The organism is Rhodococcus baikonurensis (assembly GCF_040489275.1).
Classification (GTDB): domain Bacteria; phylum Actinomycetota; class Actinomycetes; order Mycobacteriales; family Mycobacteriaceae; genus Rhodococcus_F; species Rhodococcus_F baikonurensis.
Genome location: NZ_JBEUOQ010000027.1, coordinates 3,785 through 27,671, shown reverse-complemented (window position 1 = coordinate 27,671; position 23,887 = coordinate 3,785). Strand labels below are relative to the sequence as shown.

Sequence of the window (23,887 nt, the reverse complement as noted above, 5' to 3'; positions counted from 1 at the left end):
CACGTCTGAGGGTGATCCTGGTGGGCGGCCAGGTAGGTATCGACGGCCCAGCGCGGAGTGTCAATACGTTAACGCGACTTACTCCAGCGCGCTGAGTTGTTTTCGGAGAAGTTCCAGATCTATTCGGGCGCGGTCGAGAATCTCAGTGGCCGCGCCCGGGCAGTACCTGATCTCCTTGCCGTCCTCAACAATGACGAGGTGGGTATCACCGGCAAGTATGTAATGCGCCTGCTTGCCAGTCCGGTGCGCTGCGCATTTACGTTGATGGTTTGTTCGGGGCGTTTCAACTCGGATGTGTCGCAGGACTGATTTGACGGGCATTTCAACTCCTATCTGCTTATTCGCTGCGGCTCAGTTACGTTGATCGAGTTGGATTCTCAGTGAATCCCGAACTGAATCAGCGATTTCGTCCAGGCGATCGAAGATGCTGGTCATCTGTTCGTGTGACCATTCACCGCGTGTCCCGTTGGGCATACCAATTTCCTGATTGATAGCAGCAGCGACACGACGAATCGCGATGACGGAATTGTGCTGTCGCGGACCCGGACTCACGACCATGAGCTGGTGACCGCGAGGTGGCAGCTTCAGATCTGCCAGTACACGGTTGGCAACTGATTTTGTGCGCTCGTTGACACGGGTCTTGGCTGACTGGCGGGCACGCTGCGGCGAGACCGGGATCGATTGCGGAACTTGCACTTCTGCAGCTGCCTGTTGCGCGAGTAGGCGTTCACGGAGCTGGTCTCGGCTGACCAGGTCACCCAACTTCAGCCCGGGCGCAATGTCCTTGTCGAGCATCTCGTCCAGCACTCGGTCATCGGAGGGGTCGAGATAGGTCTGTTCAACGAAGCGAGTCAGAATCTCGCTGTCGACCAGCATTCCACCATCGAACCGGCGGGCGCGTGGACCGCTGTTTTCGCCCTCCGCATCGTTGTCAGTCTGTCCGTCAACCCAAGAGTGAACGAGTGCTTGATCATCAAGGTCAAGCTCTCGAAACTCAGACCAACGAGCGTCGTTGTTCAGCCCGACGTGCGAAACTATGTGGCCTTGATTGTCAGGATGCTCGGGAGCGGACTCCTGGACTACGCGCATGACTCGGCCGACGAACTGAATGTACGGGGCAAGACTGCGGAAGGGTCTGAAAATGGCTGCGACGCTAAGTCGTGGATGATCGAAGCCTTCGCCCAGCATTTGAACCTGCACGATGCAGTCAAGTTGGCCTCGCCGCAGCCGTTCGATGACGGCGTCTTGGCTGTCGGGGTCCATCCCCGAGTGAATCTCAGCGGCCCGGTAGTTGCACTCGTTGTAAATGCTGGCAACTTGTCGGGCGTGGTCGACTGAGCATGCCGCGGCGATGATTTGATGCTGGATACCTGTTTGTGCCCGCATGCGCTCGCATTGCTGGATGCTGGTCTCGACGATGTGACGGTTACATTCGGGGCTAAGCGCAACGCCACGGCGGAACCACGCCTCTTCTCGCAGCTCAAGGACTTCTTCGAGAGTATGGCGGCGGTTATCGTCGGAGTAGTTAAAGTAGATTTCCGACGGCGCGACGTTGCGGGAGTGGATCTGCTTGATGTAGCCGTTGACCATCGCTCGAGTGAACGGGTAACGGTAAACGATCTCGCCGTGGAGTTGCTGCTGATCAGAGCGGAACGGTGTCGCCGTCAGACTGACGACCTTCGCATTGGGAAACCGACGGAATACTTTCTGCCAACTCTCTGCGGCGGCGTGGTGACCTTCGTCGACGAGAATCATGTCAAAGAAATCTTCGGGGAACTGGGGAAGCCAACGGTCGGCTTGACTCGCCAACTGCTGGATGTTACAGACAACGAAGTCGCTTTCGATCGCGTCGTGGAGGTTGGCATTCGGTCCGTCGAGCACGGCCATCCAGGGGCCAGCCGTGAAGTCAGACAGCACCCGAAACTTGGTCCAGAAGCATTGTGGACTGGTGACATCGACGGCGTCGGCGACGCCTTTTCGAATCGTAAGGTTTGGCGTGATTACCAAGACTCGCCCTTGGGCTATGCCGAAAGGCAGTGTGGCCATGATGCCGGTCTTTCCGCAGCCGACCGGAATCTGCACGATCGCAGGACTCCTGTCGGCCGAGAAATGTTCCCGGACCGCTCGGTGTGCTTCGCGCTGCGGTTCCCGCAGGGATGCGTTAGCTTCGACATCAGCGTTCGCTGTCGCGAAGACGCTGCTGTCAGCCCCGCTCGCTGCGGCTTCCTCGGCGCGTCGGTACTGCAGCCGAAAGGGTTCAAGGTCAGCTTGGCGGTAATAGCGGTAATTGCTTCCAGGTCGCCTTACCGCGCTCAGCGTTCCATCACGATCCCAGCGCCGAAGGGTCTGCGCGGAAACTCCCACGTAGGAAGCAGCTTCGGCAACTTTCAGAAAATTTTCATCAGACATAAGCAAAACCATACAACATTGCACAAGTCTAACAACATTGTTCATAACCTATTAGTGCTCACAACATTCAGAATAATGAGTCGAATCCAACCCAAAATGCTTCTAGGCGGAGCGGGTTTGCACCAGTCACAAGCTCGCGCAGTGGCAGAGAAACTATGGGGCGGAGCCTTGCCAGAAATGCAGACATTGGCGCGGATATCGCGATGACCGCATCTCTAGTTTGGCCGCGACGTCCGACGCAGAGTCCTGCGGCTGACATAGAAAACTTCCCGATCCTTCCTGATCTCGCCGACATGAGGAATCGCCGCAAACCTATCTGCGCACAGTCTCATTTCCTTGGTTCTGGGACGGACACGCGGCCGGCGGCCCAGATCGGATCACCCCAGCTCATGATGTCCTAGAAGTTAATTCCAAAACATCGTGTCGGAAAATCGAGACGGGAACAACTTTCGGTACTCTCCGGGCATGGAGTTGGGGTATGCGCGGGTGTCGACGACCAAACAGGAACTCGACCGGCAGATCGACGCCCTCAGTAAAGCGGGGATCGACCCGGCGAATATCTACGTGGACAAGAAGTCCGGCGCCACCACCGACCGCCCCGGGCTGACCGCACTACTTGAGTACGCCCGCGACGGCGACGTCATCGTCACGCACACACTCGACCGGCTAGGCCGGAACGTGCGCGACACTCTCAACCTGATCCACGACCTGCGAGAGCGTGGGGTCGGAATCCGTAACCTGGCCGACCCGATCCGGATCGACTCGAGCAACCCGGATGATCCGATGGCCCAACTCGCCGTCGTGCTGCTCGCGCTGTTCGCGCAGATGGAACGCACTTACACCCTCGAACGCGCCGCCCACGCCAGGTCGGTGGCGACAGCGAAGGGTCGGCGCACCGGCCGCCCGTCGGTGGTCAGCGAGTCCCAGCTCGCCCACGCCCTCCAACTGCGCGACGCTGGCGCCACCACCGCCGAGATTACCTCCAAAACCGGGCTAACCCGATCCACCCTCTACCGCCACCTGCCACCGCGGCCGGACGAGCAGGTCACCGCCACCGCACCACTCCAACGGTTGAGACCACGGACCGAAAATCCCACTCCTGCAACGGAAGTAGCCGCACTGACCCTCGCGCCGCCGACGATCGGCTGAGGCGCCGACGGACGACGGACGACGACCTGCCCGTCACGATCCGCAGATGGATCGAGACCCAAGGGTGAAATGCGGACCTTGATCTGTTGTGTGCCAATCACTCTCGACTAGTTAAAGCCGTCCCCGGCATCGAAACAACACGACGACAACCGCCTTGTTCAGCCGACCGATCGACCAATCGAGGCGATGGCCGCAGAAAGATAGAAGCGCACCCGCGACGGGCGCAATGTCTTCGCCTTGCCTGTCCGTGCATCGAAGTGGTGGACACGCGGAGCCGATGCCGGCGGGCGTCGGCCAACCAGAAGCGATATGGCTGTCGTCGAAACCACCGCGGCAGAGAGTTCGACGGCCGGAGCCACAGCGGGCGCTTCCAAGTGCCCCTGCTCGACGTGGGCGAGCACGTCCATACCGATGTAGGCGGGAATGCTCAATACCCACCGCCAGAGGGGGACACTGACTCGTCTCGATGCCAGGTCATCAAAGGTGACGGTGGGGGCCAAGCCGAGAAGCCGCTCGAAGCGATTTCCGTCCGGAGGGATCACTGTGTGCCACACCCCGAATCCGATCTCGACGGCCAGAACGACAGATACGGAGGCGCCGCGTGCCGTTCGAGCCAGCCGAAGCCCCACATCGGGAACGGTGTAGTCGGTGCCGTCGATCACCAAGTCCGACGAGGCAACCAAGTCCTCGACATTGTCCGGGGTGATTCCTTCTCGAACCACCTCCACGATCGCGCCGGTGCCGATCCCTCGGCACAGTTCGGCGACGACTTCGGCCTTGTTTCGGCCCAATGTGGCGGTCGTGGCAGCGGCTTGCCTGTTGAGGTTGGTGACCGAGAAGGTGTCCGGGTCGGCAAGCACGAGTGTTCCGACTCCGAGTCGAGTCAGGGTCTCAGCGACCCGTCCTCCCACACCACCGACACCCGCCACCAGTACCCGTGCCCCGGCAAGTCGATTCTGCTCGGAATCCGAGATCAGGCCGCGATTCCGCGACAGCGGGGACTCAGACATCATGACGAACGCGGGTGTGGGCGGGCGGCAGAATGTCATGCGAGGCGAGCGTCCAGGTGAACGGCCGGCGGAAGTACTCACCGAACGATGTGGTTCCTCCTCGAGCATTATCGGCCTCGGTCAGGGATGCGGCGATGCTACTGACTCTGACGAGCGCGGCCACGTTGTAGGTGTTGTATACCCACCGCGGTTCCGAGACGACTTCCACCGGAAGTCCGAGGACCTCAAGCGCGGCCAGGAACGGTTCCTCGACCTCCATGTAGGCGTACTCGTAACCACGTTCTTCTGCGAGATGCATGAGGGCGCGGTAGAAGCCGAGTGTCGCGAACGTCTTGCGGAATGGCTCGAACACCGCTGTTCCAGAGATTTCACAGGAGTAGTGGGGTACCTGGAGGTCGAACTGCGTGGTGACCTGAAGGGTGTTCATCCCGCCTTCGATCATCCGGCAGCACCCCACGGGCTGGCCGGCGGCGTCGGAGGCCAACAGGTGGATTGAGTGTTCGTCGTACTCGTCGGTGAACACTCCGATGCCTGGATTTATGCTGTCGGACTCGATGAACCCGGCCTCGAGGTACAACTGGGTCCGGATTTTTTTCCACTGGTTGAAATCGTCACTACCAGGATCGGCGATCCGATAATGGAACATGGGGATCATACGGGTTTTGTCCTCTCTCGTGCCGCGTTCGACGGAAGGCGGGGTGTAGACGGTGGAAACCCCGCTGCGCGGTCGAATGACGCGGGGCCGGGCTGTCCCCGGGCTGTCCCCGGGCGACGACCGAAGGCCGTCGTCGATGTTGACGGCCGAGCTGGCGGTCGGGTTCGGGATCTGACCGGTGACCAACCAGTCAGATCCCGGCCAGCCCCGCGCGCCGCAGCTGCGCACGGGTGTTAGCTAGTGACCGGAACTCACCCGGGGTGCCGGCCACGGTGACCGGGCGGAGTGCGCGGTCCGCCGGGTAGACGTAGAGACCGTGCTTGCAAGGCCGGTACGACCACCCTGCGGTAGCGATCGCCTTGATCACGGTGTCCCATTCACGGCTGCGTTTGGTCATCGCTGTTCTCCCCGTTCGTCCTCGTCGCCCATGCAGGAAAGGACGAGTGAGGGTTCGATTGAGGTTCGCGGACCGCGCGGGGTGATCCGTCTGCGGGAACCTCGGTCAGGCGATGCCGACGGACTCCCGCTGCCGGAGGCAGCCTCTGACACAGATCGCACCAAGGCGCGCAACGGGTGTCGCTCAGCGCAGGATGCGCACGGATCGGTGTTCATGACGGCGGTGGGCTTCCCGCTGCGCGAACCGCACGGCACCGTCACTCGTCACCACTGCATGTACGGCCCGCCAACAGCAGGCCCCACCGGCAGGAGAGACCATGACCACCACCGCCACCGCACAGACCGCGGCACCCACCCTGTGGGCCACCATCGTCAAGCGGATCACCCTCGCCACCATCGCCGTCGCGGTGCTACTCGGCGCCACCCTCGCCGCCACCGGCACCGCCTCGGCGGCGACCCCCCGCTGCGGTGACGGCCGCTGCGTCATCTACCTCGACAAGCAGGAGACCCGAGACTTGGGCAACGGCCGCGCCCCGAAGCTCCCCGGTGGCCTGCCCTGGCAGATCAACGTCAGCTACACCGCGCTGGCCAAGGGCCACCAGCTGATCGCCCGCCAGTACGCCAACCGCGGCTGGTGCTCCGCGTTTCTGATGTCCGTCCGCCCCTGGGAGAACCAGGGTTACACCGGCTACAAGTGCTGACCCGGCAGTAAGACCCCCGGACGCCGGGGCCGGTCGCACTCTGTTGCGGGGTGCGACCGGCCCGGGCCGTGCACCGGTCCGCCCGTGCTGCACACCGCAGCAACCGCTCTTACGCACCATCCCCGTCGCGAACCCGAACGTGGCATCAGTCGTCAATACCTGGAGAGCCAGGGGCAGTGCCGGTGAATCGGCATGCACACGGCGAACCGAGTTCATAATTCATCCGTCACTACTGACACACCACGCAAGCGACCGACATCGAACACAGACCCCGCAGAAACAGCGTGGGCGTACGGAGGAGCGGATACATGGACGACCCCCATCAGCCAGACCCGACGTCAGGTTTCCCCCGAGTGCTTCCCCGGACGGGGAAGCATTCGCAGATCGACCGCGCCTACATCGAACTCGTCGGAGAGCCGCAGAGGGACCTCCTCGCCTTCGCGATGACGCACGCGCTCAAGCTGACCCGCGGCAACCGGGCCGACGCCGAGGACCTCGCCCAGGACGCATACGTAAAGCTCATCGGATACACCTTCACCCGACCGGTCAACGGACGGGCCTTCCTCACGCGCGTGCTGACCAATCGGCACATCGACCTGTATCGGCGGCGGCAGACACAGAAGGCTGTTCTGGGGGTCAACACCGGCTTCGAAATCGCCCTCGACGACCTCTCGTCCGACCACGTCACCCGCGACGTCGCCGAGGGAGTGGTGTTCTCCACCGAGATCCGTGTCCACATCGGAGTCGTGATCGACTCCTACCCCGACGCTGAACAGCGCCCCCACCTGTGGGCCCTGCTTGACCTCGACGACGGTGACCTCCGGCCCCTCGAGCAGGTCGCCGCCGTTACCGGATTGAGCCTGTCAAAGGTCAAGAAGCTCAGCTCGTGGCTCAAGACCCGACTGCAGGCCGCCTTGGCTGAGCTGGCCCCGAATCGACCGTCGACCGCACCCGACGCCCCCACCCTCTAAAAAGTAGGAAGAGACAACGATGACGAACTTCGACAACGACCCCGGACGTCTGGCTGCCGAGGCCGAGGCGTTGCTGGCGCTGATCGACGCCGAGCTGCACGCCGACGACCCCGACCACACTCTGATGCCTTCCGACGAGGAACTGCTGGCGATGACCGAGCGAGCTTTCACCCGGGCCAGCGCGATCGTCGAGGCACAGGAGGCCATCGGGGACGCCCGGATCGACGACGACACCCTCGCCGATGTCCTGGCGACCTGGACCGCCGAACTTGGACTGGTGTCCTCGACCCGCGCGGCCGCGACCGCCGACGAGGGCCGGCTATGGAAGGTGCGGGTGACCGACCCCGACCTGGTCACCGCGATCCTCGGCGTCGACGCGGTCGGCCCACTGTCGCTGACTGTATCCGATACCCCGGTGGCGGACGGGACCGCGGTGAGCGTGACGTTGCCGCTGCGCAGCACCCCTGACCCAGGTATCACGCTCCTCGCGGTGATCGACTACGGCGACGGTGCCCGCATCCGGATTCCGCTGTACCAGGTCGATCGTGGTGAGGCCGCCGCGCAGATGGGTCTGGCCGAGCTGTCCGGCAAGGCGATCCTGCCTGCGAGCATCGAAGCCACCCACCCGGTGCTCACCCTCTCGGTGCTGGCCGGCCCCGCGTGAGCATCGACGCCGCGCCTGGCGCCACCTGGGGGGAGGTACTCGACCAGGCCCGCACGGGCACCGATCCCGACCGCGCCGAATCCCTGCTGACCGCGATCATCGCCGCGGCCCTGGCACTGTCCCCGGAGTCGATCCACGAACGTCGCGTCGGCGGGTTCCCGCCCGGCGTCCCGAGTAAGAGCATCGTCCGCTCCGCCGCACAACTGCTGCTCGACCTCACCTCCGTGTCCCACACGGCGCGATCGCACGTGCGACGGGCGCTGGCGTGGACGCAACTCCTGCGATTCCCGCAGCAGAAGGTGGTCACCGCTGTCGCGCCCGGAGGTGAAATCATCCAGGCTGTCGAAAACTGCCGGCATGCACTCACCGAACTCGGCGACCACGGCGACCCTGTCGATCGGGCCATCGTGGAAATCCAACTCGCCCGATACCTCCGCAGGGTGAATCAGCCGCACGACGCCATCGCTGCCCTGACACACATTCAGCCGGGTGACCGCCAGATCGTCGGCGACGAGGTACGACCTCGAATCCTCCGCGAAGCACCGTTTCTGGGTGACTTCCTCGTCGAGAAGATCGGATTCAAACGCGCAGAGTTGCTCTGCAACGCGTACCGCGACGTCAGCCTCGTCGAGCATTCGATGCGGCAGGTCGAGATTGCCCGCGAACACGCCCGCCGATACGCCGATGCCGACCCAACCAATTTCACCTATACCTGGCTGTTGGAAGGGCATCTGCACCGCCGCAGTCGAGACGTGCACGCCGTACTGCGGATGGAGAAGAAGTCCAGGGACCTGGCGGCGCAGTACCCGCAGTCCTCGACTGCCCGGCGTCATGCCAATACCCAGGCGAGCGCGAACGCGGACCTGTTCCAGGACTTCAGCCGAGCACAGGAGTTCCGCTATCAACGGCTGCAGAACCGTCTGAAGGACGATCTCGGGATAATGTTCGAGGGGCAGCCGTCGATCGAGGAATTGATGGGTTGCGTGGCGCACTACCGTCAGCTCAACTCGAAGGCCGCGATCACCTGGCTGGGGAACATTGCCTGGGCCATCACCTCCGGCTACGTCCGATCGGGTGACACCGCCGTGGATCCACAGATCAGGGCCTACGCGGAAGGCCTCCTGGATGTGGCGGAAGCGGCGTGGGATGGTTTCGCCGGAAATGGTGTCAGCTCGCTTCTCTACGGTCGAGCACGGTTGGCCTTGATGTCGGGTGACGCCCCGACCGTCGAGTTGACCACGGACCTGCTGACCGCGAGCCGCAATGCCTACCAATGGGCAACGGCCCAGAATGCGCTCACCTCCGCAGTCCGGCATGGGGTGGCCGGCAGCGACGAGGTACGTCATCGCCTCGACGAACGGCTCGCCGAGTTCGATCTAGGAACGAGTTACGTCGCCCACGCGAAAACCCTTGGCCTGTCAGCGGAGTGGTGGTGGCGCGCCGCCGCCACAGGCATCGACATCGACTGGGTGCGGGTCGAGACCGAAGCCCTCACCGCCACGGAGATGCTACGTATCGAGGGAGTGAGCCTGGCCCCGGAATCGGAGGCGACCGCGTGGATGGCCGCTGCCCGCGCGGTGGCCGAGACCACACCGGATGAACAGACCGAACGATTGCGACGGCTTCTACGCGGGATCGGGTGCGTCACCGAACTGATGCTCACCATCGCCACCACCATCGACCGCCGCCGGATCGCGGAAAAGTTCGCCGCCTTGTTCACCGACGCGGCTGATCTGGCTGTCACCCTGGGCGATCACGAGGCGGCCGACCTGATCATGGAAGCCGTCCGGCGGGACCGGGTGGGCCTGCTTCTGGCCGAGTTGGCCCGCAACCGCGACGTCGACACCAACATCCGGGCCGCGGCACTGGCCGTGCAGGACGCCGGCTCTGCCACCGTCGACTTGAGCGGCACGAACCCCGACGAGGACACCAAAGGGAAGGAGAACGGGCGAGGGCTGCGGGGCCGATCCAACGAGATCGCCGTCGATCGGGCCGCCGCAGTCAAGGCCGCCGAATCGGTCCTCGGCCCCCTGTCGGCTCTGGCCGACTCGTCCCATCTCTACACCGCCACCGCCACCGCTGTTCTTGACCGCCGTGGCCTGACCGCCGTCCCCACCGCCGTCCTCCAGCTCCTCCCGCTGTCTCGCGGTACCGACGCAGTCGGCTCCGGCGGTGAGTGGGTGCCGTTACTGCGAAGGGTCACCATCTCCATTTCCGGAAGGCCCACGGAGCAGTTCACCGATCGAGTCGAGGTCGCCCGGCTGACCCTCGACCTGCATCCCGGCGACGACGACACGTTCGAATGGCGGGAGAACTACACCCCTCGGCTGCTGCCGCAGCCGTTGATCGAACTGCTCGCTGCCACCAATCCGGAAGCACCGATACGGCTGATGATCGTGCCCACCGGGTTCTTCCACATCCCTTTCGACGCCCTCCCAGTCACCGCCGACACCGCTGTCCTCGACCACGCCCTGGTCAGCATCCACGGCTCACTGACCAGCGCCCTGTCGCTGATGGCACTCGACGAACAGCGGACCCCGACCCCCTCGCTGGCCCTCTACGACCACACTCTCACCCACGCCCGGCCCGAGCTCGACACCTTGCTCGCCGCCCTCGACGGAGTCCGGCGGGTCGAGTCACACCAGGATCTCGACCTCGAGATGTCCGTCGACGGCGCGCAACCGTATTCTCTGCTCGCGATGGCTGTGCACGGCAGCGCCGACGAGCACGGCTGGGGGCAGGCGAAGAAGCTCCGCGACGCCGACGGAAACACCGTCTGGGTCACCGCCGCCCAAGCCCTCAGCTGGACCGTGCCCCGGTTGTGTGTACTGGCCTCCTGCAACACCCCAATCAGCGCACCCGACGGCATCGAGATCGGAGGCTTTCCCCTGGCATTGATGCTGCGCGGCGCGACCACCGTCATCGGTGGCCTCTACAACATCGACGACAAGGCCACCAGCGCGATCATGATCGCCTTCTGGAACCGTCTCGCCGCCGGCGAGACCGCCCTGGCCGCGTTGCGTCACGCCAAACTCGACTACCTGCAACAGCATCCAGATCACCGGCACACCTGGCCCGAGTACTGGGCCGGGTTGACCGTCTACGGCGCACCGAACACCTGACCGGCTGCGGAACCGGGCGGTGTGCCGCCTGCGAACCGCGCACCGGCGCCGGCAGGTCTCGCGTTGGCCACCACCGGCACCGCCCACGCGAATCCGCCCCGGTCTGCGTCACGGGGTAGGGGTGGTGCGGCCCGACCCGCTACGGATCGCGATTATCGACGATAGCGATACCCGCCATGCCGGTGCCTCCGGGAACCAGTTCTACTGCATAAGTAGATAATTCGAAGAAATAGCTCTCCACTTCGCGACATGACAGCTTGAGCCGAGCCCGCGATCCACGTCTCGAAGTGCTTGGGCAGCGACACCGAGGGGTGGACCCCCACAGCCGAACCGCACCGCTCCCTCAGCCCGATTTAGGGGGTCGAGGAGCATATCCGCCCGATCCGGCGCTAAGGAGTTACCGCAGACAATGGCCTATTATCTGCGGTAACCTCGATCGCGACCAGGCGCTTCACCCCGCTCCGAACGCGGTGACTCCGTAAATTATCTGCGGTAGCGCCGATCGGGCTTCAATGACCGGGTGGAAGGACTGACAGTGGGGCAGGTGCGGGCGTTGCCGGTGCGGGGGGTGCGGTTGAAGGACGCGGTGGATCAGTACCTGTCGACCATCCCGAGCGTCAACACCCGACGCGGGTACGCCGTCGCCCTCAACCAATTGGTGCGCGACTTCGGCGCCGATTCGGATGTGGGACTGCTGGAGGCCGAGCGGGTCGGTGGCTGGTTCACCTTCAAGTGGGGCGGCAGCTCGGCACAGACGTTCAATGTCCGCCTCGCCTCCTTGCGTGGGGCGTGCGAGTACTGGCGGGCACAGGAGTGGCTCCTCGGCGATCCCGTCGTCCGGCTGGTGCCGCGCAGAGTGGCCCCGGACCATTCCCGGGCGATGACTCGTGACGAGGTCACCGGGCTGCTTGCGCAGGATGTGCCGCTGCGGGAGCGGGTGTTGTGGACCATGCTGTACGAGACCGCCGCCCGAGCCGACGAGCTGTTGCTGCTCGACATCCCGGACCTGGACACGGCGAACCGATGTGGCACGGTCACCCGCAAGGGCGGGGCAAGAGATGTGGTCGCGTGGCAGACCGGGACCGCGCGGCTGTTGCCGCGGTTGCTGGCGGGCCGGAAGAAGGGGCCGGTGTTCCTGACCGACCGGAAGGCGAAACCCGGTGTGGCCGTGGACGATATCGACCCGTCGACCCTTCGCGGGCGGTTGTCGTATCGCCGGGCGCTGGAATTGTTCGAGACACACACCGCTGACTTCACCCGCGGCCCCTTCACGCTGCATCAACTTCGCCATAGCCGTTTGACGCACGCCGCGGAGGACGGGGCGTCCACGCCGATGCTGATGCGCATGAGCGGCCACACCTCGGTGCGGTCGCTGGCTAGGTACGCGAACCCGTCGGCCGAGTCCCTGATGCGATGGCAGGCCCAGACCGACCCCGCCGCCCGCCGGCGGCGATGATCCGTGAAATGTACTGGTGTGACGGTGAACTGGCACACCGCAGGGCGGCAGACGCGTCGCCGCAGACCGGATTCCAGTTCGCCCCGGATAACAGCGTGTTATCCGGGGCAGTCGGAGTTCTGCATCACCCGATAGCCGGGCGATGCTCGTGGGGTGTCTATGCCCCGATTTCGCGGTGGACGCCGCCGGCCGCGGTGTTGACCCCTTCGGCGAGGGTGGGGTGGACGTGGATGGCTTGTGCGAGTTGGGTGTAGGTGGCACCGGTGGTCATCGCGATGACGGCTTCGTGGACGAGGTTCCCGCCGTCGGGTCCGGCGATGTGACAGCCCAGGATGGCATCGGTGGCGGCGTCGGCGACGAACTTGACCAGGCCACGGGTGTTGCCGATGGCGCGGGCTTTCACGACGCCGGTGAAGTCCTGGCGGCCGATGAGGACGTCGTAACCCGCTGCGCGGGCGGCGGGTTCGGTGAGTCCGACGGATCCGACTTCAGGGTCGGTGAACACCGCGTGCGGAACGATGCGACCGGCGGCGGTGCGGTCCTGTCCGCGGTAGGCGCTGCGGTAGACGATGTCGGCGTCGTCGCGGGCGGTGTGGGTGAACATCGGCCCGCCGCGCACGTCGCCGATGGCCCACACGTCCTCGGCGCTGGTGTGCAGGGTGTCGTCCACGGTGAGGAAGCCGTGCGAATCCGGTTGCAGGCCAAGATGTTCCAGGCCGAGGCGATCGGTGTTGGGGGTGCGGCCCGTGGCGATGAGTAGGTGGCTGCCCTTCAACTCGCCGGGTTCGGTGCCGGTACAGCCGATTCGGATGTCACCGGCAGTGCCGGTGGCGTGGGTGCAGGTGGTGCCGGTGAGCACGGTGATGCCGTCGGCGATCATGCCGTCGGTGACGGCGGCGCTGATGTCGGGGTCCTCGCCCGGCAGCAGCCGCTCGGCCCGTTGGATCAGGGTCACGGCGGCGCCGAATCGCCGGAACATCTGGGCGAATTCGCAGCCGACGTAGCCGCCGCCGACGACGAGCAGGTGGGCGGGCAGGTCGGTGAGGTCGAGCAGGGTGCGGGAGGTGTAGTAGGGCACCGTGTCCAGGCCGTCGATGTCCGGGAGGGCGGTGCGGGTGCCGGGCGCGAGGACGATGCGGTCGGCGGTGAGGTCGGTGCCGTCGATGGTGAGGCGGCGTGCTCCGGTGAAATGGCCTGGCGCGTGGTAGAAGTCGATGCCGTCGGATTTCTCGACGGCTCGGTAGGAGCCCGAGCGGATGGAGTCGACGAGCTGGTCTTTGCGGGCGACGACAGCGGCGAGGTCGACGGTGACCGGGCCTGTCACGAGGACACCGAATTCGGCGGCGCGGCGGGTCTGATGGGCGACGGTGGCGGAGGCGATCATGGTTTTGGTGGGGATGCAGCCGCGGTTGAGGCAGGTGCCACCGAGGAGTTCCTTCTCGACGAACGCGACGCGGCCGTGGCGGGCGGCGCGCAACGCGAGGGGCAGACCGGCCATGCCGCCACCGAGGACCAGGGTGTCGTAACGTTCGCTCATTGCTGCTGCCTTTCCTCGATCGGGGTCGTGGCGGGGGCGCAGCAGTCGACGGAGCCGGGTGCGGTGCCGCGGCGGCGGGTGCGGGTGTAGTGCGCGAGGACGGCGACAACGGTGGCGGCCACGGCCAGCGCGGTCACGGTGGTGACCAGGGTGGTGTGGGTTTGCAACCAGTTGCTGACGGTAGCCGACCACGTAGTGGATCCGCTGGAGTTCCCGGTGGTGTGGCCGGTCGCGGCGGGTAGCCAGTACCAGATCAGGTAGGCGCCGGTGGCCGCCAGTACGAGGGCGGTGATGCGGGTGCCGTAGCGTGCCAGGACCGCCAGCCGGCGGGTCAGTGCGGTGCCCGCGGCGGCGGTGGCGAGGGCGACCAGCAGCAGGATCGTGGCGGCCCCACCGGTGTAGGCGGCGAACACCGCGGTCAGCCCGCCCCATCCGGCGGTGGCCTGGGCTTGCGCGATCACGGCCAGCAGCACCCCGAACGTGCACGACAGGGACGCCGCCGCGTACCCGGCGCCCGCGGCCATCATGCCCGCGGTCGTCGACGCCGCGGCGTGTCGGCGGGTGCGGGCGGGCAGGCGCAGTCCGAGGCTGCGGCCGGTGAGCATGAGCAGGCCCAGCAGTACCAGCACGACTCCGACGGCCAGGCCGAGCCTTGGGGCGGCGCTGATCAATATCTTGGCTCCGGCGCTGATGGCCAGGCCGGCGGCGGCCAGGGTGCCGGCGAATCCGACGGTGAGCGCGGATCCGGCGCGCAGGGCACGTCCCATGCGGATCGGCAGGGGCGCGGTGGTGGTGTCGCCGAGTGTGTGGGTGATCCAGGCGGGTAGCAGTGCGAATCCGCACGGGTTGACCGGGGCGAGCATCCCGGCGGTGAAGGCCAGCGCGAGGAGCCCGCCCATCAGGCGGCCCCGGCCTTGCGCAGTGCGTCGGTGATCTGGTCGGTGGACGGGTCGGTGGCCCGGTAGCTCACCTTCCCGGAGGGGTCGATCACCAGCAGCGTCGACAACGCGGCCACCGAATACCGTGTGGTCAGGGTTGCGCCGGTGTCGATCACGGCGGGTATCGCCTGGGTGCCGGTGTCGGACTGGAACCCGGTGACGGTCTGCGCCGATTCGCCCGGATTCATGTCGACGAGCACGAACGACGCTGCACTGCCGAGCTTTTCGGCCGCACCCGCGAGCGCCTTCGCGCCGCCGACGCATGCCCCGCAGCCGACGGAGAAGAAGAACACCGCGGTCGGTTTCTCACCGGGCACGCTCACGGTGCTACCGGAGACGGTGGTGAACTGGGCGGGTGCGCTCGTGCCGGTGGGTGCCCCGGGGGCGGGCGGTGCGGAGTTGTCGGTGCTATTGCAGGCGGTGAGCATCAGCGCGGCGGTGAGCGCGAGCGCGGCGGCGGCGGTGCGGCGGGTACGCAGCAAAGGGGTCATCGGAGGATACGGGCCTTCCGTGGGTGGGGTGGGGGTAGTTCAGGTGCTCGGGTGGGCGTGGGCCGGGGGATGGTGCACGCCGGGCAGGGTGCGCGGTGCCAGCAGCAGGCCGCGGTCGCGGGCCAGCCCGTGCATCACCGCGGCCAGTGCCAGGCCCATGGCGATGTGGGCGAGCAGGGTGTCGGCCACGTACGGGTTCCAGGCGCTCGCGTATTTGCCGGTGCCGAACGCGCCGAGCATGGGTGCCATCGGGGGCAACAGCATCATGCCGACCCACACGACGAACACCGAGAACGCCACCGGACCCCACCAGCGGGTGCGGCCGAACACGATGGAATACACCAGCGCGAAAGAGATGCCATTGAAGAAGTGGTAGACGATTCCCAGCGTGTAGGAAGCCAGGGTCGGGGCGGCCATGTGGTCGGCGCCGGTGATCATCGCACCGAACATCGTCGGCTCATCGTCCGACAGGTATCCCAGGTGCACGCCCGCAGAGCGGACGACCTCGAGGGCGGCGGTCAGCGCGATCCCGCCGAGGACGCCGACCGCGATCCGGTTGGCCAGCCGCGGGTATTCCGCGAAATGGGCGTAGCCGCCGATGGCGAAGACCAGCAGCATGCCGGGCAGCCCGATCGCCCAGAACAACACCTGCATCGAGGCCAGGCCGCCCCTGGTGGTCGCAGCCACGATCAGCAGCGACGACAGGCCGCCTGCGGCCAGCGCGAGCAGCGTCAACACGGTCTCCCGCACGCCCATCGGGGTGTCGGTCGGCGTGGTCTCAGTATTCGAGGTGGTCATGGCGCACGCTCTCGAGGTGGTGATCGCCCGGGGCGGCGGGCCCGTCCGCACCCGGTGGTGTCGGGCAACACCGGGCGGCCTTGCCTGCGGCGCGCCGCCGCAGGGTGTAGCCGACGGCGGCGGCCACGACCAACAAGCCGGCGCCGAGCAGCCACGGGCTGGTCAAGACGCCACCGAGACCGGCGAGCACACCACCGGCGATCAGGGCGGGACCGGCACAGCACACGACCACCGCCAGCGCCCCCCCCCCCGCGACCGCGAGCGGCCCGGCGACACCGCCGGAACGCTTGGGCGCGTTCATCGTTGGCCTCCGTTCTCGCCCGTGGGGATGCGGGTGCAGCACTCGAGGGCGGCGGCGTTGTCGGCAGCCAGCGACCGGGCCAGCATTACCAGGTCCGCCACCCGTGGGTCACCGACCGAGTACCGCAGCTTCTTGCCGTCGCGGCGCGCGACCACATACCCGCAGTCGGCGAGGCACGACAGATGTATCGACACCCGTGGCTGCGAGATCCCCGCATGCTCGACGCAGTCAGCCGAGGTGCGCTCACCGGCCAGGATGAACTCCAGCAGTTTCAATCGCGTCGGATCCGACAGGGCGCGAAAGAACTTCGCCGTCGTATCCAGATGCATACACGCCGTCTCACCACCAGAGACGGTGAGGTCGGCGGTCGTAGACCGGGGCATAAGGATCGCCTCCACAAATGGGGTTGAACTATTCGTGTAAACGCATAGTATGGTGCCGGTAGATATTCGTCAATACGAATAGCAGCCGTGGATGGTTCACCGGTTGCCCGACCAGGAGGCCCCTTGTGACCCCGACAGATTCCCGCGCCGATCTGGCGATCATCGGTTCCGGATCGGCGGCGTTCGCCGCCGCCATCGCGGCGACAAACCTCGGCAAACGTGTCGTGATGGTGGAGCGCGGCACCGTCGGCGGCACCTGCGTCAACGTCGGGTGCGTGCCGTCGAAGGCGCTGCTGGCCGCCGCCGAGGCCCGCCACACCGCCGCGGCGGCCGGCCGGTTCCCCGGGCTCACTGCCGCCACCGTGCCGGTCGACTTCGCCGACCTGATTGCGGGTAAGGACGCGCTGGTAGAGCACCTGCGGACCGACAAGTACGTCGACCTGGCCACCGATTACGGGTGGGAGATCGTGTCCGGCACCGCAGTATTCGACGGGGCGCCCGCGACGCCAGCGCTGCGAGTCGAGTTGACCGGGGGCGGCACCCGGGTCATCGAGGCCGACCACTATCTGATCGCCACCGGCGCTTCGCCCTCGGTACCGCCCGTGGCCGGGCTCGCCGAGGCCGGATACCTGACTTCGACCACAGCCATGGACCTGACCACCCTGCCGGAGTCGCTGATCGTGCTGGGCGCGGGGTACGTGGGACTGGAACAAGCCCAGCTGTTCGCCCGCCTGGGCAGCACGGTGACGGTGATCGCTCGCACTCGGCTGACCTCCGGTGAGGAACCGGAAATCTCGGCCGCGCTCGAGGCCGTCTTCACCGACGAGCACATCGATGTGCACACCGCCACCACCGTCGAGAAAGTTCTGGCCGTCGACGGGCACAAGGTGATGACCGTACGCACCCCCGGCGGCAACTCCACCGAGCTGCGGGCCGAGCACGTGCTCATCGCCACCGGCCGCCGCCCCAACACCGCGGGCCTGGGCCTGGAGTCGGTCGGTGTCACAGTCGACGCCGACGGCGCGGTCGTCATCGACGATCACCAGGCCAGCAGCAATCCGCGGATCTGGGCCGCCGGGGACGTGACCGGGGACCCGCAGTTCGTGTACGTGGCCGCCGCCCAGGGCACCCTGGTCGCCGACAACGCCCTCACCGGCGCAGACCGGACCCTGGACTACACCACCGTGCCGCGCGTGACGTTCACCAGCCCCGCGATCGCCTCGGTCGGACTGACCGACGCCCAAGCAGCCCAGGCCGGGCTGGCCTGCCAGTGCCGGGTCCTGGACTTGGCGTACGTGCCGCGGGCACTGGTCAACCGCGACACCCGCGGCCTGGTCAAAATCATCGCCGAGCAGGGCACGGGCCGGATTCTGGGCGTGCACGCACTCACCGACAATGCCGGAGACCTGATCACCGCCGCCGGCTACGCCATGACCGCGGGCTTGACCGTGCACCAGCTCGCCCACACCTGGGCGCCGTATCTGACCATGGGCGAAGCATTGAAACTCACCGCCCAGACCTTCACCACCGACGTCACCAAACTCTCCTGCTGTGCAGGCTGAACGCGCACGCCCACCCCACGCGAAGCCGGGAACACCCATGGACACGACAACACGGACGATGACGATCGGGGAATTGTCCGCGCGCACCGCGGTGCCGGTGAAAGCGTTGCGCGAGTATACCGACCTCGGGCTGATCTGCACCCTGGGCCGCAGCCCGGCCGGGTACCGGCTCTACACCGACGACGCCCTGTGGTGCGTGCGGTTCATCGGCGAGCTCCGCGGGCTCGGGCTCACCATCGCCGAAATCCAGCACCTCCTCACCGCCGGCGGTGACACCAGCGGCCGGTCGGTCGGCACGCACCTGGCCGAGCTGCTGCACCGTTCCCGGCAACGACTCCACGAGCGGATCGGCCACGCCCAGCAGATCCTCGACCGCATCGACGAATTCGAAACAACACACAGCGCGCATGTGACCGCCGACGACCTGTGTTCAGTGGGCGATCTCTGCGGATGCGACCTGCGGGCTTGACCCTCACCCCGGGGACAGACCCTACCGTCGAAGCCACCCCGCCAAGTCACCCGGCGCACACCACCGAAAACGCTGTGGCCCTGGACGTTTCCCCCAGATACCGGCCTGCCCCGGGTCCGAACCAGACAAGGAGCCCACACTCATGAACAGCCCGATCCAGCAACTCGCCGACCGTCTCAACGACACTCTCGGCACCGCTCATACCCAGCCCTGGCTGTGGCCGTCGCTGCTGCGGCTGCTCGCCCACGGCGAACCCGTAACCCTCGACCAGCTCGCCACCGCCACCGGCCGCAGCGCCGAGGAGATCCGCCACGCCCTACAAGCCATGCCCGACACCGAATACGACGAGCACGGCCGGATCATCGGCAGCGGCATCACCCTGAAGCCCACCCCGCACCGCTTCGAGACCGGCGGCGCGACGCTGTACACCTGGTGTGCCCTGGACACCCTGATCTTCCCCGCCGTCCTCGGCCGCACCGCCCAGGTAACCTCCCCCTGCCACACCTCCGGCACCCCGGTACGGCTCACCGTCGAACCCGACCGGGTCGCCCACCTCGACCCGGCCACCGCCGTCGTCTCGGTCGTCACCCCCGACGCCCCGGACTCCATCCGCACCGCGTTCTGCAACCAGGTCCACTTCTTCGCCAGCGCCGACGCCGCCCGAGGGTGGCTCGACACGCACCCGGGCGCCACCGTCCTGCCGGTCGTCGACGCCTACGCCCTGGGCCGCCCACTGACCCAGCAACTGTTGACAGGCGACACCCCGCCCAGCTGCAGCTGCTGACCCGACCCGCCGGCCACCCGAAAGCCTGGACATGACAGAACGGGTCGGTCTGTCCAGTGAGTTCCGAACGTGCTCAGTCGTCCTTGTCGGGGGCATCGGGATCGCGCAGGGGCCGGTGGCGGTCGCCGAAGTCGGGCAGGTGGAAGGCATAGTGGCCGTCGATGCCGATGTGGGCGCGGATGAACGCCGACAGCCGCTGCGCGTCGGTGTCGAGCACCGGATAGCCTTGGGCGCGTAGCTGTTCCAGAGCGCGGTTGGTGTAGAACGTATTCCACAGAACCGTGCAGTTGAGCACCAGCCCGAGCGCGGAGAGCTGATCTTCCATGCCCTCGTAATAGGTGCGGGTCATCTCCCCTTTCTTCCCGTGGTAGATGCGACGCCCCAGGTCGTGGCGGCCCTCGGTCAGGTTGGCCTGGGCCTTGCCTTCGCGCCGATACGGTTCGTCGTCGGCCAGGCGCAGGATGTGCAGGGTTTTGAAGATCCGCCCGTAGTGCGCGATCCCTTGGCCCAACGGGGTGGGGTTCCCGTCACGGGAGATCATGCGGGTGACGTCGTGAGCGGAGACCTCACACTCATGGATCGACACCGCGACCCGGCACATATCCTCCCAGTGCGCGGCGATTTTTCCTGTGTCGATTCGCCCCCGTGCGGCCTGGTTGAGCGGGCCGTAGTCGGCGCCCTGGTCGAACCGCCACAACCGCTGATCGGGCAGGTTCGCCAACTGCGGCCGATACCGCTTGCCGATCAAATGCACCAAACCGAACACGATGTCGGAATAGGAACCGGTATCGGTAATGATGGCCTCGGGCCGGCGGCCACCCTGCTGAAGCTGCACGACATCGATGAAGTTCAACGAGTCGCGTGGCGTGCCGGACACCACCTTGGCCGCCAGCCCGGCGGACTGGTCGTTGAGCATGTTCAACCAGGTAATACCCCGTTTACGGCCGAAGTACTTCGGGTTCGGTCTCGCATGGATCGTGCGGACCGGAACCACGAACCGCATGCCATCGACCGAGGCGAGCAGCCCACCACCCCACAGCTGCGCCAACTCGATCTCGGCTTGGGCCTTGACCAACTCCACGTTGGCCGCGGTCAACGTCTCCAAACGAACATAATTCTGATCGACGTGGTGCAGGCGGTCACGAGTCAGCGCGTCCACACCGGGGCTGGTCACCGGCTTGAAACCCACATTCATCGCATGCGCGCACAGCACCGCGGCGACCGACAACCCCAGATCGGCGACGCGGGCACCATTTCCCGAGGCGTGGGTGAACGACTCGGCGAACCCGGGCACCCACGACATGACTTCCAGGACCAGCTCGGGCAGGTCGACCTCGGGCACCATGGCCTGGACCCGCCGGCGCAGATCCACCAGCGACGGCGGATCCGGCTCCGCCTTCAACGAGGCGACATGCAGACGGCCATCCTCATCGACCGTCGCCGGACCGTCGCTATCGAGCCGCGCGACGACCTCACGGTAGGCGGTGTCCACCGCGGCAGCATGCTCGCCGAGCAACGAACCCGGATCATCGGGCAGGTTCAACGCGTTCATCCCGGCCTCACGGGAACGTTCCCACGCGGGCCCGGCCAGCAACTGGGCTCGCGGGTCACGCCATCGCGTCGAGTGCGGGGCAAAGATGTTGCGGTGCTTGAGATGTCGATGGAACTGCTCGAGCAGGCACAGCGTGTAGGCGGCCCGGTCGACAGTTTCCGGTGGGCGGCCCTCGCGATAGACCAGCCGCTTCCACCCGCCACCGATGAGATCGTGGTCGACCTGACGAGCATCGAGCCAGCTCGCGGACAGTTTCGACTTCGCCGACATCAACTCGGCGAGGGTCTTCATCGCCGCCAGCACCGCCGCACCGTCCGCGGTGGCCCCGAACACCACGGTGCGCATCATCGGTGGCAGGAACACCCGGACCGTGGCCAGGCGCCCCGCCAACTCTTCCAGGCGCTGCTCGTTCAACTCGACGTCATCCACCGGAACCAGCTCGTCGATCACCGCGACAGCGGCACGGAGCTCGCTCTTGGTCGCGGTGTTCTCGATCAGATCCCACATCATCTCCAAGCTCAGGTCCGGTTCGACCTCGGTCATCTCCAACAGCACCTTCACCGCCGCGGCGAGCTTGCCCGCATGACGCGACACCCGCGGATACCGGCGCAACTTCTCCTCACGCGATTCCCGCTCGGCCTTCGACATCAGATCCGTGACCATCAACAGGTCGAACAACTCCAGCACGTCATCGGTCGCTCGGCCCGACAGCACTTTCACCGTGGCCACCATCACCGCCACCCGATGCTGGCGGGGCTCGAGGCGCCGCAACGCAGGAGCCTTGCTCGACAATCCATAGGTGGCCAGACCAATCACCCGGCGCTGCGGAACCATCGACACATCCAGGGACTGCCCTCCCACCGCGATAAGCTCGGCGAGGCGGTCCAATGCCGCCAGCATCCCTTTGGAACTGGTCCGGAACACGCCCCGGCGAAGCCGTTCCAGCTCGCTGACACGGCGCTTGCCCTCGGGCGCGGTCAGCAACGCCAGCAGCGCTGAAGCCGAACCGGCGGTCAGTTGATCGGTCAGCTGACCCCACAACCGCTGATCAGCGGCCTGGCGACCCTCGGTGACCAAACGTTCCAACGTGCGCAGACCCGGCAGCAACGCCTGGCGTTTACGTAGCCAGTCGACCGCGCCGGCGAACATCGCTTTCGGTCCGTCGCCGGTCACCCACGCCTGGTCGGAGACCCACGCCGCCAACTCCGACTCGACCTCGCTGTACGAGGTCAACCCGTACTCGCGCTGGATCTCCCAGGCATGTTCGAGTTTGGTCTTGTCCCGCTCGGTGTACTGCTTCACACACGAGGAATCCTCGATACCCAACTGCTCGGCGAGATATTCGACCAGCTCCGGGGGCACGTCGAGCGGATCGGCCAGGAACATCCCGAGCTGCCGGACCGTCACGACCTGAAGCGCGAACCCTAACCGGTTGTAGTCCCGCCGCCGACCCGCGACCAGCTTCCGGTCTTCGTCATCGAGGTAGAAGAACCGTTCCAGCTCAACACGGGACAACGCCCCGAACCGGCCGTAGCCGCCCTCATCGGTCACGCCGACATGAAATCACCTACAGCCCAGCACCGCTCGATGTTTCCGTGCTTAGCGCCGGATTGGGCGGATCTGCTCCCCGACCCCCGATTTAGCCGAAACCCGACAGGTCCGCGAGACACGGTTCGGAACCCGTACCGCATTAACAAACCAATCAGTTTCATCATATTATTTATCTTGTGATATGATAAACCCGCTAAAGAAACATTTAAGGAAGAGGATAAAATGGAATATTCAAATATCGATGATCTCAAGTCAGAAGTAGACCAACTTGGGCTCGTAGTGGCCTCACTACAAGACTTGAGGGAAATGCTCGACTACCGGAAGCTTGGACCGCGCGTCCTAACTGAAGTAGGTACAACTTTGGCGGGAGTTGGTCTCGGGTACTACCCCAAGCAGACCATCGACAGCAACCCGCAGCCGCGACAATGGGAAGAAGTGCGCATATACGCAAAGAGTTCGGCTGTAGGGAAGGTGATCGACGCAGTTCTCGAACCGGGAGCATCGAACGATACTTTCCTTCTCGAAGTTGCCGATGCAGACGACGCGAAGGCTGCTGAGATCCTCGATCAGATCCGCACACTCATCGACGGTTAGATAAAAGAGCTTAGGCGCCGTGATCGCGACAGTTCCTTGCCGCCGGATGGGGACTTCCGCTATCGAACCGGAGGACGGATTTCATGCTTCGAAATACCCACAGAGCTGCGGACATCGGGTCCGGCCGCGAAGTTCGGTTGCGTTCTCCACTCCCACATAAGAAGTGCGGCGACACAGCACTGCTACCCAGGAAATGATCAAAACCCCGGTGACATGCACATAGTGCAGAGGCCGATCCGGGGTCTTCGATAATAATCCTACAGCACTTCCACATCAAAGCTCTACAGAACCGCCGGAGTGAGATGCCCAACCGTTCCACAGCCCTGATCCAGAGCCTGAATACACTGCTCACTCCCGAACGCCTCGCACCGTACAAGGCCGCGGCCGGAGACGA

The 23,887-nt window shown here is 65.6% G+C and carries 21 protein-coding genes; 10 read left to right on the top strand and 11 right to left on the bottom strand.

Features of this window, described 5'->3' with window-relative positions; genetic code table 11:
* Nucleotides 1-351 precede the first annotated feature (351 nt).
* Nucleotides 352-2,409, bottom strand: coding sequence for a DEAD/DEAH box helicase (locus tag ABWI03_RS31810; protein WP_178377376.1), 2,058 nt, complete (start codon nt 2,407-2,409; stop codon nt 352-354).
* A gap of 465 nt (nt 2,410-2,874) precedes the next feature.
* Between ABWI03_RS31810 and ABWI03_RS31805 the strand changes: the two genes are divergently transcribed.
* Nucleotides 2,875-3,558, top strand: a complete 684-nt coding sequence (locus ABWI03_RS31805; RefSeq protein ID WP_081377648.1) for a recombinase family protein — start codon at nt 2,875-2,877, stop codon at nt 3,556-3,558.
* A 158-nt stretch (nt 3,559-3,716) separates the two neighbouring features.
* On the opposite strand, the gene ABWI03_RS31800 is transcribed toward ABWI03_RS31805, so the two are convergent.
* From ABWI03_RS31800 to ABWI03_RS31790, 3 genes are all read right to left on the bottom strand, one after another.
* Entirely contained in the window at nt 3,717-4,571 is an 855-nt protein-coding gene (locus ABWI03_RS31800) for a ThiF family adenylyltransferase (protein WP_211919421.1), read from the bottom strand.
* Nucleotides 4,561-5,223: a GNAT family N-acyltransferase gene (locus tag ABWI03_RS31795; protein WP_211919419.1), complete on the bottom strand. Its 663-nt coding sequence runs from the start codon at nt 5,221-5,223 to the stop codon at nt 4,561-4,563. The genes ABWI03_RS31800 and ABWI03_RS31795 overlap by 11 nt, the downstream gene beginning before the upstream one ends.
* Before the next feature lie 190 nt (nt 5,224-5,413).
* Nucleotides 5,414-5,620: a hypothetical protein gene (locus ABWI03_RS31790; protein WP_073513679.1), complete on the bottom strand. Its 207-nt coding sequence runs from the start codon at nt 5,618-5,620 to the stop codon at nt 5,414-5,416.
* A gap of 316 nt (nt 5,621-5,936) precedes the next feature.
* On the opposite strand from ABWI03_RS31790, the gene ABWI03_RS31785 reads away from it, so the two are divergent.
* The 5 genes from ABWI03_RS31785 to ABWI03_RS31765 all read left to right on the top strand — a co-directional run bounded on the left by ABWI03_RS31785 (nt 5,937) and on the right by ABWI03_RS31765 (nt 12,533).
* Entirely contained in the window at nt 5,937-6,320 is a 384-nt protein-coding gene (locus tag ABWI03_RS31785; protein WP_073513678.1) for a hypothetical protein, read from the top strand.
* Nucleotides 6,321-6,628: 308 nt separating this feature from the next.
* Nucleotides 6,629-7,291 carry an RNA polymerase sigma factor gene (locus ABWI03_RS31780; RefSeq protein WP_125053153.1) on the top strand — a complete coding sequence of 221 codons (663 nt, stop codon included), beginning with the start codon at nt 6,629-6,631 and terminating at the stop codon, nt 7,289-7,291.
* A gap of 19 nt (nt 7,292-7,310) precedes the next feature.
* Nucleotides 7,311-7,955 (top strand): hypothetical protein, encoded by a 645-nt coding sequence (locus ABWI03_RS31775; protein WP_073513676.1) that lies wholly within the window; start codon nt 7,311-7,313, stop codon nt 7,953-7,955.
* Complete coding sequence (locus ABWI03_RS31770) at nt 7,952-11,077, top strand: CHAT domain-containing protein (RefSeq protein WP_125053151.1); 3,126 nt, start codon at nt 7,952-7,954, stop codon at nt 11,075-11,077. Before ABWI03_RS31775 ends, ABWI03_RS31770 begins: the two co-directional genes overlap by 4 nt.
* 520 nt (nt 11,078-11,597) lie before the next feature.
* Nucleotides 11,598-12,533: a tyrosine-type recombinase/integrase gene (locus ABWI03_RS31765; protein ID WP_238587940.1), complete on the top strand. Its 936-nt coding sequence runs from the start codon at nt 11,598-11,600 to the stop codon at nt 12,531-12,533.
* Between the two features lie 157 nt (nt 12,534-12,690).
* Here the strand turns inward: ABWI03_RS31765 and ABWI03_RS31760 are convergent, their stop codons facing one another.
* Genes ABWI03_RS31760 through ABWI03_RS31735 form a run of 6 tightly spaced genes read right to left on the bottom strand, consistent with a single transcriptional unit; the run spans nt 12,691 to nt 16,981 of the window.
* Nucleotides 12,691-14,070 (bottom strand): dihydrolipoyl dehydrogenase family protein, encoded by a 1,380-nt coding sequence (locus ABWI03_RS31760; protein ID WP_050655197.1) that lies wholly within the window; start codon nt 14,068-14,070, stop codon nt 12,691-12,693.
* On the bottom strand, nt 14,067-14,969 hold the full coding sequence (locus ABWI03_RS31755; protein WP_050655198.1) for a cytochrome c biogenesis protein CcdA: 903 nt from the start codon (nt 14,967-14,969) through the stop codon (nt 14,067-14,069). The genes ABWI03_RS31760 and ABWI03_RS31755 overlap by 4 nt, the downstream gene beginning before the upstream one ends.
* Nucleotides 14,969-15,499, bottom strand: coding sequence for a TlpA family protein disulfide reductase (locus ABWI03_RS31750; protein ID WP_050655199.1), 531 nt, complete (start codon nt 15,497-15,499; stop codon nt 14,969-14,971). The genes ABWI03_RS31755 and ABWI03_RS31750 overlap by 1 nt, the downstream gene beginning before the upstream one ends.
* Nucleotides 15,500-15,538: 39 nt before the next feature.
* Nucleotides 15,539-16,297 (bottom strand): hypothetical protein, encoded by a 759-nt coding sequence (locus ABWI03_RS31745; protein ID WP_134999797.1) that lies wholly within the window; start codon nt 16,295-16,297, stop codon nt 15,539-15,541.
* Entirely contained in the window at nt 16,278-16,598 is a 321-nt protein-coding gene (gene merT / locus ABWI03_RS31740) for a mercuric ion transporter MerT (RefSeq protein ID WP_350834922.1), read from the bottom strand. The genes ABWI03_RS31745 and merT overlap by 20 nt, the downstream gene beginning before the upstream one ends.
* Nucleotides 16,595-16,981 carry an ArsR/SmtB family transcription factor gene (locus ABWI03_RS31735; protein WP_050655228.1) on the bottom strand — a complete coding sequence of 129 codons (387 nt, stop codon included), beginning with the start codon at nt 16,979-16,981 and terminating at the stop codon, nt 16,595-16,597. The genes merT and ABWI03_RS31735 overlap by 4 nt, the downstream gene beginning before the upstream one ends.
* Before the next feature lie 125 nt (nt 16,982-17,106).
* On the opposite strand from ABWI03_RS31735, the gene merA reads away from it, so the two are divergent.
* From merA to merB, 3 genes are all read left to right on the top strand, one after another.
* Nucleotides 17,107-18,543 (top strand): mercury(II) reductase, encoded by a 1,437-nt coding sequence (merA, locus tag ABWI03_RS31730; RefSeq protein WP_050655202.1) that lies wholly within the window; start codon nt 17,107-17,109, stop codon nt 18,541-18,543.
* A gap of 37 nt (nt 18,544-18,580) precedes the next feature.
* A complete protein-coding gene (locus ABWI03_RS31725; RefSeq protein WP_238587942.1) occupies nt 18,581-19,012 on the top strand; it encodes a MerR family transcriptional regulator in 432 nt (143 codons plus the stop codon).
* Nucleotides 19,013-19,154: 142 nt separating this feature from the next.
* Nucleotides 19,155-19,796, top strand: a complete 642-nt coding sequence (merB, locus tag ABWI03_RS31720; RefSeq protein ID WP_050655203.1) for an organomercurial lyase MerB — start codon at nt 19,155-19,157, stop codon at nt 19,794-19,796.
* A 73-nt stretch (nt 19,797-19,869) separates the two neighbouring features.
* Here merB and ABWI03_RS31715 read toward each other — a convergent pair whose 3' ends face one another.
* The gene (locus ABWI03_RS31715; RefSeq protein ID WP_050655204.1) at nt 19,870-22,899 is read right to left on the bottom strand and encodes a Tn3 family transposase; all 3,030 of its coding nucleotides are present in this window, start codon (nt 22,897-22,899) and stop codon (nt 19,870-19,872) included.
* 360 nt (nt 22,900-23,259) lie between these two features.
* Here ABWI03_RS31715 and ABWI03_RS31710 point away from each other — a divergent pair, with 360 nt between their 5' ends.
* Nucleotides 23,260-23,493 (top strand): hypothetical protein, encoded by a 234-nt coding sequence (locus ABWI03_RS31710; protein ID WP_073513674.1) that lies wholly within the window; start codon nt 23,260-23,262, stop codon nt 23,491-23,493.
* Nucleotides 23,494-23,887 lie beyond the last annotated feature (394 nt).

What these genes read in the sequence shown, in the direction of transcription:
- ABWI03_RS31810 (WP_178377376.1), bottom strand. Translation starts at nt 2,409, where the DNA reads ATGTCTGATGAAAATTTTCTGAAAGTTGCCGAAGCTGCTTCCTACGTG.
- ABWI03_RS31805 (WP_081377648.1), top strand. Translation starts at nt 2,875, where the DNA reads ATGGAGTTGGGGTATGCGCGGGTGTCGACGACCAAACAGGAACTCGAC.
- ABWI03_RS31800 (WP_211919421.1), bottom strand. Translation starts at nt 4,571, where the DNA reads ATGATGTCTGAGTCCCCGCTGTCGCGGAATCGCGGCCTGATCTCGGAT.
- ABWI03_RS31795 (WP_211919419.1), bottom strand. Translation starts at nt 5,223, where the DNA reads ATGATCCCCATGTTCCATTATCGGATCGCCGATCCTGGTAGTGACGAT.
- ABWI03_RS31790 (WP_073513679.1), bottom strand. Translation starts at nt 5,620, where the DNA reads ATGACCAAACGCAGCCGTGAATGGGACACCGTGATCAAGGCGATCGCT.
- ABWI03_RS31785 (WP_073513678.1), top strand. Translation starts at nt 5,937, where the DNA reads ATGACCACCACCGCCACCGCACAGACCGCGGCACCCACCCTGTGGGCC.
- ABWI03_RS31780 (WP_125053153.1), top strand. Translation starts at nt 6,629, where the DNA reads ATGGACGACCCCCATCAGCCAGACCCGACGTCAGGTTTCCCCCGAGTG.
- ABWI03_RS31775 (WP_073513676.1), top strand. Translation starts at nt 7,311, where the DNA reads ATGACGAACTTCGACAACGACCCCGGACGTCTGGCTGCCGAGGCCGAG.
- ABWI03_RS31760 (WP_050655197.1), bottom strand. Translation starts at nt 14,070, where the DNA reads ATGAGCGAACGTTACGACACCCTGGTCCTCGGTGGCGGCATGGCCGGT.
- ABWI03_RS31755 (WP_050655198.1), bottom strand. Translation starts at nt 14,969, where the DNA reads ATGGGCGGGCTCCTCGCGCTGGCCTTCACCGCCGGGATGCTCGCCCCG.
- ABWI03_RS31750 (WP_050655199.1), bottom strand. Translation starts at nt 15,499, where the DNA reads ATGACCCCTTTGCTGCGTACCCGCCGCACCGCCGCCGCCGCGCTCGCG.
- ABWI03_RS31745 (WP_134999797.1), bottom strand. Translation starts at nt 16,297, where the DNA reads ATGACCACCTCGAATACTGAGACCACGCCGACCGACACCCCGATGGGC.
- merT (WP_350834922.1), bottom strand. Translation starts at nt 16,598, where the DNA reads ATGAACGCGCCCAAGCGTTCCGGCGGTGTCGCCGGGCCGCTCGCGGTC.
- ABWI03_RS31735 (WP_050655228.1), bottom strand. Translation starts at nt 16,981, where the DNA reads ATGCCCCGGTCTACGACCGCCGACCTCACCGTCTCTGGTGGTGAGACG.
- ABWI03_RS31725 (WP_238587942.1), top strand. Translation starts at nt 18,581, where the DNA reads ATGGACACGACAACACGGACGATGACGATCGGGGAATTGTCCGCGCGC.
- merB (WP_050655203.1), top strand. Translation starts at nt 19,155, where the DNA reads ATGAACAGCCCGATCCAGCAACTCGCCGACCGTCTCAACGACACTCTC.